An 8,861-nucleotide genomic window follows, 5' to 3' on the forward strand; every position below is an offset into this window, starting at 1 on the left:
TTTTTTTCGTTGCCAGAACATTGGCATCCCCTAACGATCTTCCGCTTATTTGCCAAGTTTCTGACAGATAAGGTATGTCACCAAGACCACGGCAACACGCAGCAAACTGTCGCTGGAGCCTTGTTGCTTGGGCTTTTGCTACTGATATGTTTGCTTCCCGTGAGCATCATTCAAATGAGTGCCGAATTGCATGAGCTAACCGGTGTTGTCTGGCTTTGGTTTGCAATTAAATACAAACGTACATTAAATCAGACAAAACTCGCCGCTATGGCGCTGAATAAAGGGCAAAAACGTGCCGCTCGAGCTATCGTGAGTCGATTCGTGCCCTTTGACTGCGAACAGCTCAGTCAAATAGGCCTCGCCAAGGCAATTTTTGAGGTTCGTTTGCGGATTCTCGTTGTTAATGTGCTCGCGCCTTTACTTGCTTGGTACGTATCGGGACCTATCGCCGCACTCGCGATACGCCTAATTATCGAGTGCCATCACTTATGGCCCGTACCCGCCCCACGCTACCAGCACTTTGGTCGCGCCGCTCAAGTGCTCTATCAGACAATTGAATCACTGGCTTTAGTCGTACCTGCCTTACTTTTACGACCTTGGCTTTGGCTCATAAGAAGACGCCCAGCAGTCGCGCTACGACAAGGCCAAGGCTTGTCGCTCGGTGCGTTTATGTGGTTAGATTCACAAAGTCGGTTGTACAACTTGAGTCTCGGTGGCCCGCAAAAATACCACCATAAACGGCTCAGTCGTACACGCTTCGATGGCACTCTTTCACCCCAAATAGTACAAAATAAGCTTTATTTAACAGGTATTTGGCTCGATATAATAATAATCATGCAGGTTTTTCTGTGTTTGGTTTTGTTCATTTATCGACCCTGAGGTCGAGTTCGTATATACTGTGCGCCCTAATAAGCAACCGAAAGTAATTATGAAAACCATTGATGTAATTGGCATCGGCAACGCACTCGTCGATCAGGAATTTGAAGTCAGCGAAGACTTCCTAGCCAAACACCATTTGGAAAAAGGCATGATGGCACTCATTGAGGAAGAGGATCAGAATAAACTGATCGCCGAGCTCAGTACGATGGGTGACCTTAAAAAGCAATGTGGCGGTGGCTCTGCGGCTAACTCGTTGGTCGCATTTGCACAGTTTGGTGGCTCAGCTTTTTATTGTTGTAAAGTCGCTAACGATGAAGCGGGCGATTTTTATCAACGTGACCTAGAGCACGTCGGTATCCAAACTAACCTCACCAGCCAAAATAATGACGGTACCACAGGTCGTTGTTTAGTGATGGTCACCCCCGATGCCGAGCGCACGATGCGTACACATCTTGGTATTACTGCCGATTTGTCGACTCATGAACTTCATCCTGAGGCAATTGCCGCTGCGAAATACCTCTACATCGAAGGATACTTAATTACTTCTGAAATCGCCCGTGAAGCTATTGCAGAAGCAAAACGCGTTGCCCGCGAAAACGATACTAAAATTGTCATGACTTGCTCCGATCCCGCGATGGTTAAATACTTCCGCGATGGTATCGATGAAATTCTAGATGGCGGTGTCGACTTGATGTTCTGTAATAGAGAAGAAGCCGAACTTTTGACAGGTGAGACGGATCCACACGCCGCTGCACAACGTTTATTAAACTGCGCATCGACCGTTGCTATCACACTCGGTAAAGAAGGTGCGTTAATTGCTGATTCTGAGCGTCAGATTCATATTCCAGGCGTTCCTGTTCAAGCGGTCGATACTAACGGCGCAGGCGATATGTTTGCCGGTGCCATGCTATACGGTATTACTCAAGATATGGAACTTGAGCAAGCGGGTCGACTCGCCAGTTTAGCAGCAGCAGAGCTTGTCACTGAGTTCGGCGCGCGCTTGAGCAAAGAGCGTCAACAGCAACTTTTAGAAAAGCTGCTAAGCTACGCTTAACACCCATTTTTTATGCAAAGGATAACGGTAGCATTATGAGTTTAAACGATCCTAAGTTCACCGATTTTAAAGTGGCAGATATTAACCTGGCTGATTGGGGCCGCAAGGAAATTGCCATTGCTGAATCTGAAATGCCCGCTTTGATGACTATTCGTCGCAAATATGCGGACGAGAAGCCGCTTAAGGGCGCCCGTATTATTGGTTGTATCCACATGACCATTCAGACGGCTGTACTTATCGAAACTTTGGTTGAACTCGGTGCGGACGTGCGCTGGTCTTCTTGTAATATCTTCTCAACCCAAGACCACGCAGCCGCGGCCATTGCTGCAGCCGGCGTTCCAGTCTTTGCTTGGAAAGGCGAGACAGAAGAAGAATACGAGTGGTGCCTAGAGCAAACCTGCAAGAAAGATGGCGAGCTTTGGGATGCAAATATGATTTTGGATGATGGCGGCGACTTGACGCTAATGATCCACGAGCAATTCCCAGAAATGTTGGAGAAGATCCACGGTATTACCGAGGAAACCACAACGGGCGTGCACCGCCTCCTTGATATGCTCAAGCAAGGCACCCTGCGTGTACCTGCTATTAATGTCAACGACTCAGTAACTAAGTCGAAAAACGACAACAAATACGGCTGCCGCCATTCATTGAATGATGCCATCAAGCGCTCGACTGACCACTTAATGTCAGGCAAAAAGGCGTTGGTCATCGGCTATGGTGATGTAGGTAAAGGCTCTGCAGCGAGCTTACGCCAAGAAGGCATGATCGTTAAAGTCACAGAAATCGATCCAATTTGTGCGATGCAGGCGTGTATGGACGGTTATGAAGTGGTCTCGCCATACATTGACGGCGTCAATAGTGACGACGGTAGCACCATCAATAAAGCGTTGTTGGGTAACATCGACTTATTGGTTACCACGACAGGTAACGTGAACGTTTGTGACCGCCACATGTTAGCAGCGATTAAGTCGACCGCCGTGGTGTGTAACATTGGCCACTTCGATAACGAAATCGATACCGCGTTCATGCGCAAAAACTGGCGCTGGGAAGAAATTAAGCCACAGGTTCATAAGATCTACCGTTCTGATGACGACAACGACTACTTATTGTTGCTGGCTGAAGGTCGCTTAGTGAACTTGGGTAATGCAACGGGCCACCCTAGCCGTATTATGGATGGCTCTTTTGCCAACCAGGTGCTCGCACAAATGCACTTGTTCCAGCAGAAATTTGCCGACATGTCGATTGAGCAGCAAAAAGAATACTTGCGTGTTGAAGTCTTGCCTAAGCAGCTTGACGAAGAAGTTGCACGCTACATGGTGCAAGGCTTTGGTGGTGTGATCACGCGCTTGACTCAACAGCAAGCTGATTACATCCATGTTGAGGTCGAAGGTCCTTTCAAAACTGACGAGTATCGGTACTAATAATGCAAGACGAATTGATTATTCGCCCTATAACGGCCGCTGATTCAGCGGCCGTTATTAGTTTGGCAAACGAAGTTCACGGCGATAACTACCTGAATGAGGAATCTCTCGCGGCGCTACTCAACGCAGGCACAGTGGGTGACATTAATCTTTCATTCTTAGCGGAAAAGGCAGGCGAAATACTCGGTGTTCGGCTTACGGTCGCGCCGGGACAGTGGCCTATCGACGAGGCATGTACACCCGCCGCATGGCAGGTTTCGCCTGAGTATATTTGCTACTTTAAATGTGCTGCCGTTGCCGAGAATGCTCGCGGCTTAGGCGTTGGTAAAAAATTGCTGTCAGCTAGTATCGAGGCCGCCAAAAAGCTCGGTTGCGAAGCAGGACTCGCGCATATATGGATGCAAAGTCCGAACAACAGCGCTTATGGCTATTTCAGTGCCTGTGGCGGTGAGTTATTAGCTACGCATGCTAAACGTTGGTATCAAGCTTCGATTGAAGACGGCTATTACTGCCCGGTATGTGATGGTACTTGCTACTGTAAAGCCGGTGAAATGATACTCTATTTTTCATCTGAGCGACTTTAGTCCATGTACGATCCGCTTAATGACAACGAGCTCCCCAAGGCAGCGCCACGTGCAAGCTATTGGGCAGGTCATCCAGTCAAATGGCCAGCGAGTTTAAATCAGCTGCCTAAAACGACTGATGCACTCGTCATTGGTGGCGGCTATACGGGATTAAATGCAGCGATTGAACTGCGTGCACAGGGACGTGAAGTCACTGTCATCGATGCTGAGCAATTAGCTTGGGGCTGTTCAAGCCGCAATGCTGGCTTTGTCATGAAAAGTACCGGCCGGCTCGGCTTGAAGCACTGGCACGATAGCTTCGGTGAGGATGTCGGCTACGCAATGGCGAACGAACATCAACTTGCCCTTGAGCGGATCAGAGCGCATGTAAAGCACTGCCCTGATCAATGTGACCTGCGCGAAGGTGGCTACGTCAAACTGGCACATAATAAAGGGGCGGTTAAAGCCCTAAGCGCGCAGTACCAATTCCTGCGTTCGATTCAACAGCCGGTGACATGGCTCGATAAGCAGCAGGTTGCCGATACCATCAAGACACAACATGGCTTTGCGGGTCTGAAGTTTGATGATTGCTTTGCTATCAATCCAGTAAAACTAGCCGCCAGCGTCGCTCGCCAAGCTCATCAAGCAGGCGCACAGCTAATAGAACACTGTGCGGCGACCGCAATGCACCGCTCGGACGAGGGGTGGCGGGTAAACACAGCACGAGGCGAAATCGTGGCGCGTGATGTACTCTTTGCCACGAATGCATACACCACACAAAAGCTGTTCCCTGACCTTGCACAACGTAATTTGCCCGTGGTTTCTAGCGTGATTGTTACGCCACCGCTGAGTCGCGCGCAGCTCGACGCGACGGGGCTCAAAGACGACTACGCTTACATGGACACGCGCGTACTTAAGTATTACTTTCGCTTACTGCCAGACGGTCGACTATTATTCGGTGGTCGTGGTGCGATTCGAGGCGCCCATGCCGAGAGTCCTCGCTACGCTAAACGTCTACTCGCCGCCCTTCACGCCAGTTTCCCGGCATTAAAGGACATCACGCATTGGGATGACTTTTGGAGCGGTTGGGTCAGTGTGTCTTTGGATGATTATCCGCGCATCATGCAACTCGACAACAATGTTTTTGCTAGCATGGGGTACTGTGGCGCGGGCGTTAGTTTTAGCGCTTTAGCGGGTAAAAGGCTAGCGGAAAAAGCCTGCGGTTTGCCGTTACCTGCTCTACCGTATTATCAGTCGAACCTTAAACCGTTTCCGTTTGCTGGCTTTCGTCGCGTTGGACAGTGGGCGTTTTATCATTACGGACGGCTACGGGATATGTGGGGCTAACACCCCACAATGCTTATAGTCCAAACACGGTTTTTTCGCTCTTTAGCATACGTCCGATTAAATAAGTTAATAACACGGCCACTACTAACGTGAATACCGCGCTTACACCTGCTCCTAACCAATTCACTGTCTCACCCCGGATTAAAGACAAGAAAGTTTGATGCTGCCCCGTTAATGGCAAATAGTAAAGCAATGGCGTTTTTAGACGAGCAAACTCGACACCAAACGACGCCGCCATCGGGATAATCAGCAGAAAGCTAATATAGGTTTGCGCTTCTTTAAAGTTCTTCGCTCGAAAAGACACGAATAGTTGCAGACTCGTTGCTAACAATGCCAATGGCACTAATGCCAAAAACATGATTAGCAACATCTCTAAACTGAAATCAACGCTCATGCCAATTTGATGGAGCGGTACAAAACTAAATATAATAGGAATAAGGATCAGCGACAGCATGGCTCCAAATAACGCGAAGCAGGAGGCAGCAAGCACCTTACCAATGACGATCGCCTGCGAGCTGACTGGCTGAGATAATAAAAACTCAAGCGAATTACGTTCGCGCTCGCCGGCGCTAATATCGATCGCCACATTCATGCCAGACCAAAATACCGAAAGTAAGATAAACACTAGCACGCTGCCCATGATAAGCGCGGCTTTAGAGCCCCGCGTCGCCATGTCTTGTTTCGCTACCTGAACCGGCTGGATAACGCGTGGGTCAATGCCTCTTAAAATCAGTCGATAATTAGCTATTTGAGCGGAGTAGGCTTGTAGCGCCTGCTCTACCCTTTTTATATCACTTTGCTGTTTTTGCGCGGACCAGTCTGCACGTAATGTCACCGCTATGGGAGTGGCGGAGGCAATGGCTTCAGCCCAATTTTCTGGAATCGAGAGTTCGATGGGTGTCACCTCAGCCGGCCAATCGGTGTCACGTTCTACGATTCCATTCTCACGCAAATGCTCAATCAATTCAGGCGCATACTGCTTACCGTCTATGCTTATTTTGACATCACTCGGATCGGTTAATTGGCTAATCAAAAAGAAAAATGCAACCGCCATCAGCATCGGACCAAAGAAGGCATACGACATTGCCGCAAGTACTGAACGCTTATCGCGGAGCGCATCCTTGAACTCTTTTTTCCATATCGTTTTGTAAGCGCTCATTAGGCTGCTATCCCCTCGTCACTGCCAATAATCTTGACGAACGCATCTTCAAGAGCGGCTTCACCGGTTAACTGGCACAATTCATCCGGCGTTCCCTCGGCTGCAACTTTGCCAGCTGCCATCACTACCACTCGGTCGCACAATGCAGCCACCTCTTGCATAACGTGACTGGAAAATAAAATACAGGTGCCTGCCGCACGTTGTTCACGCAAAATATCGCGCAAAATCCGCGTGCTCATCACATCAAGACCGCGACTCGGTTCATCTAAAATCAGATGTTTAGGATTGTGAACCAACGCCTGTGCCAAGGCAACTTTCATCCGTTGCCCCTGCGAGAATCCAGCTGATTTCCTGTCAGCCAGAGAGGCGATATCTAGGCGCTCGATAACGTTATCAACACTGTGCTCAAGTTGTTCAGCTTGTAGTCCATGTAACTCGCCAAAGTAGCGCACTTGTTCGCGTACTGTTAAGCGTTCATAGAGACCAAATTTGTCGGGGAAAATACCCAAGTTGCTTCGCGCCTGCAACGGGTATCTGTTGGCATCCACACTTTCTATTAACGCTTGCCCGGAGTCGGCACGAAGTAATCCATAAATAATGCGAAGGCAAGTTGTCTTACCTGCCCCATTCGGCCCTAAGAGACCGGTAATTTCACCATCACGGGCCGAGAATGTCAGCTCACTCAACGCGCTTACTGTCTTGAAGGACTTACTTATCGACTTTACTTCGATCATGTTAAAGCCCCTCTCCGTTAGCATTGAGCACGAAAGGTGCTAGTTTTCTTTGCTTTACACATTGAGTATCTAACGCCTCGACGCTACCCGCGCGGACGAATTGCGCGACGATCCTATTAGCACACGTATGTCCCGCAATTGTATGGCCTGCGTATGGAGCTATTACATGCACACTATTCGGTAATGTTCGCGCAGCAATATCAGCCCATCGTGGCGGCGTGACAGGGTCTTGAGTACCCGATAGTAGTAACACAGGCTTTTCGCTTTCAACCGGCTGCGCAAAGGAGCTCGGCGCTGGCGTCGTTTGCCAACCCTGACACAAGTCGACAAATGCTTGACCTGTTTTTCCTCCGATAAACTCATTGTTGGCGTCCTGCTTTAACAAGCTCTCAGTCGCGCGCGGCAAGTCTTCCCGGCATACTACTGAAAGCATCAGACCTAAGTATATCGAGTTTTGAACTGCAGTGGTGGTGCCTCCCATAAGTCCTAAAATCGGCTTATAGTTAGCAGCACGCGCCTCACTGATCGCGTAAGGTAAGAGTTGTCTAGTCGCAGGGTTGTACAACGCCAACCGTACGACAGAGCTAAAACGACCGGGTGTCAGGCGAATCTGCATAGGTTCTGCAGATAACGGATCTTGAGTGTCTACAAGAACACTCTGCTGATCAAGCGACTGCATGACCTGATCATAGTCTTGCTTCAGATTAGGAAACCGTTGCATACAAGGCTTTTGCTGCTGGCAATCTTGCAGCATTTTTTCAAATGCCAAACTGCCGTTGAAGCCAAATGGACCTATCACCACTTGGGGAGGCGCGACGGCATCCAATGTCGCAGTACGAACTGAGTTTGAAGCGTGTTGCAGATATTTCAGCCCAACACGGCTTCCGTAAGAACCGCCGTATAGATTCCACTGCTCAATGCCGAGCGCCTGTCTAACTTGTTCAAAATCACGAATAGTATTTCGCGTATTGTATTGCGATACATCGACATTAGGATACTGTGCTAAGCACTCTGCAGCGAGCTCTGACAGGTCTTGCTCATCGTCGGATCTCACCAGCTCATCCGGCCGATTTACCTCACATGACAGTGGATTACTTTTACCGGTGCCTCGCTGGTCGATCAACACGATATCACGCTGCTTTCTAACATCGGCGAAAATGCGTGCAATCATCGGGGCGAGTTCCGTCGCTGCTTGACCCGGCCCGCCGGCTAAAATCAGTAACGGATCCGGTTGTGCATTCTCTTGGATAGAGGGAATAATCGCGTAGTGAATATCGATTTGCTCGTCATCGGGCTGCTCGTAATTCTCAGGAACCTGGATGTAACCACACTCCATTCGCTCTGAAAAGCCTTTAACAAAACAATGAGTCGCGTCAGTTGAAGTGAGCTGCTCCTGCGCGTTCGACACGCTCGCAAAAAATCCAATCAGCAAGCAACAAAGTGTTTTTATCAGGCGCGAACTTAACCCTCCATGCGGGCTGCGATCATTACCTAAGTTCATGAAAAAGTCCTAGAAATAACGGTGAACAAATATTCTGTTCGTATCACACCTATTTGGCAACAGAAGAATCGAAACAAATTGTTAACGTTCACAAAAAAAGCCTCCAGAGTGGAGGCTTTTTGCAATCTTTTACAGCTTCAATAATTATAAGCCAGCACGCTCTTTAATCGCCGCCGCAATAGGTGAACTGCCATGACCATTTT

General features: G+C 48.9%; 8 protein-coding genes. 5 read left to right on the forward strand and 3 right to left on the reverse strand.

What is annotated here, in order from left to right:
• The 5 genes from OS145_RS11575 to OS145_RS11595 all read left to right on the forward strand — a co-directional run.
• The coding region (locus tag OS145_RS11575; RefSeq protein ID WP_006956884.1) for a cobalamin biosynthesis protein at positions 1-879 on the forward strand (879 nt) is incomplete at its 5' end.
• A 49-nt stretch (positions 880-928) separates the two neighbouring features.
• Positions 929-1,933: an adenosine kinase gene (locus tag OS145_RS11580; protein WP_006956885.1), complete on the forward strand. Its 1,005-nt coding sequence runs from the start codon at positions 929-931 to the stop codon at positions 1,931-1,933.
• Positions 1,934-1,968: 35 nt separating this feature from the next.
• Positions 1,969-3,354 carry an adenosylhomocysteinase gene (gene ahcY / locus OS145_RS11585; RefSeq protein ID WP_006956886.1) on the forward strand — a complete coding sequence of 462 codons (1,386 nt, stop codon included), beginning with the start codon at positions 1,969-1,971 and terminating at the stop codon, positions 3,352-3,354.
• 2 nt (positions 3,355-3,356) lie between these two features.
• Positions 3,357-3,938 carry a GNAT family N-acetyltransferase gene (locus OS145_RS11590; RefSeq protein WP_006956887.1) on the forward strand — a complete coding sequence of 194 codons (582 nt, stop codon included), beginning with the start codon at positions 3,357-3,359 and terminating at the stop codon, positions 3,936-3,938.
• Between the two features lie 3 nt (positions 3,939-3,941).
• Positions 3,942-5,264, forward strand: a complete 1,323-nt coding sequence (locus OS145_RS11595; RefSeq protein ID WP_006956888.1) for an NAD(P)/FAD-dependent oxidoreductase — start codon at positions 3,942-3,944, stop codon at positions 5,262-5,264.
• A 13-nt stretch (positions 5,265-5,277) separates the two neighbouring features.
• Here OS145_RS11595 and OS145_RS11600 read toward each other — a convergent pair whose 3' ends face one another.
• The 3 genes from OS145_RS11600 to OS145_RS11610 are packed head-to-tail and all read right to left on the reverse strand — an operon-like array spanning position 5,278 to position 8,658.
• Positions 5,278-6,423: an ABC transporter permease gene (locus OS145_RS11600; RefSeq protein ID WP_006956889.1), complete on the reverse strand. Its 1,146-nt coding sequence runs from the start codon at positions 6,421-6,423 to the stop codon at positions 5,278-5,280.
• Positions 6,423-7,157, reverse strand: coding sequence for an ABC transporter ATP-binding protein (locus OS145_RS11605; RefSeq protein WP_006956890.1), 735 nt, complete (start codon positions 7,155-7,157; stop codon positions 6,423-6,425). The genes OS145_RS11600 and OS145_RS11605 overlap by 1 nt, the downstream gene beginning before the upstream one ends.
• Position 7,158: 1 nt before the next feature.
• Positions 7,159-8,658 carry an alpha/beta hydrolase gene (locus OS145_RS11610; protein ID WP_006956891.1) on the reverse strand — a complete coding sequence of 500 codons (1,500 nt, stop codon included), beginning with the start codon at positions 8,656-8,658 and terminating at the stop codon, positions 7,159-7,161.
• Positions 8,659-8,861: the final 203 nt, after the last annotated feature.

The organism is Idiomarina baltica OS145 (assembly GCF_000152885.1).
GTDB classification, from domain to species: Bacteria; Pseudomonadota; Gammaproteobacteria; order Enterobacterales; family Alteromonadaceae; genus Idiomarina; species Idiomarina baltica.

What these genes read in the sequence shown, in the direction of transcription:
- OS145_RS11580 (WP_006956885.1), top strand. Translation starts at nt 929, where the DNA reads ATGAAAACCATTGATGTAATTGGCATCGGCAACGCACTCGTCGATCAG.
- ahcY (WP_006956886.1), top strand. Translation starts at nt 1,969, where the DNA reads ATGAGTTTAAACGATCCTAAGTTCACCGATTTTAAAGTGGCAGATATT.
- OS145_RS11590 (WP_006956887.1), top strand. Translation starts at nt 3,357, where the DNA reads ATGCAAGACGAATTGATTATTCGCCCTATAACGGCCGCTGATTCAGCG.
- OS145_RS11595 (WP_006956888.1), top strand. Translation starts at nt 3,942, where the DNA reads ATGTACGATCCGCTTAATGACAACGAGCTCCCCAAGGCAGCGCCACGT.
- OS145_RS11600 (WP_006956889.1), bottom strand. Translation starts at nt 6,423, where the DNA reads ATGAGCGCTTACAAAACGATATGGAAAAAAGAGTTCAAGGATGCGCTC.
- OS145_RS11605 (WP_006956890.1), bottom strand. Translation starts at nt 7,157, where the DNA reads ATGATCGAAGTAAAGTCGATAAGTAAGTCCTTCAAGACAGTAAGCGCG.
- OS145_RS11610 (WP_006956891.1), bottom strand. Translation starts at nt 8,658, where the DNA reads ATGAACTTAGGTAATGATCGCAGCCCGCATGGAGGGTTAAGTTCGCGC.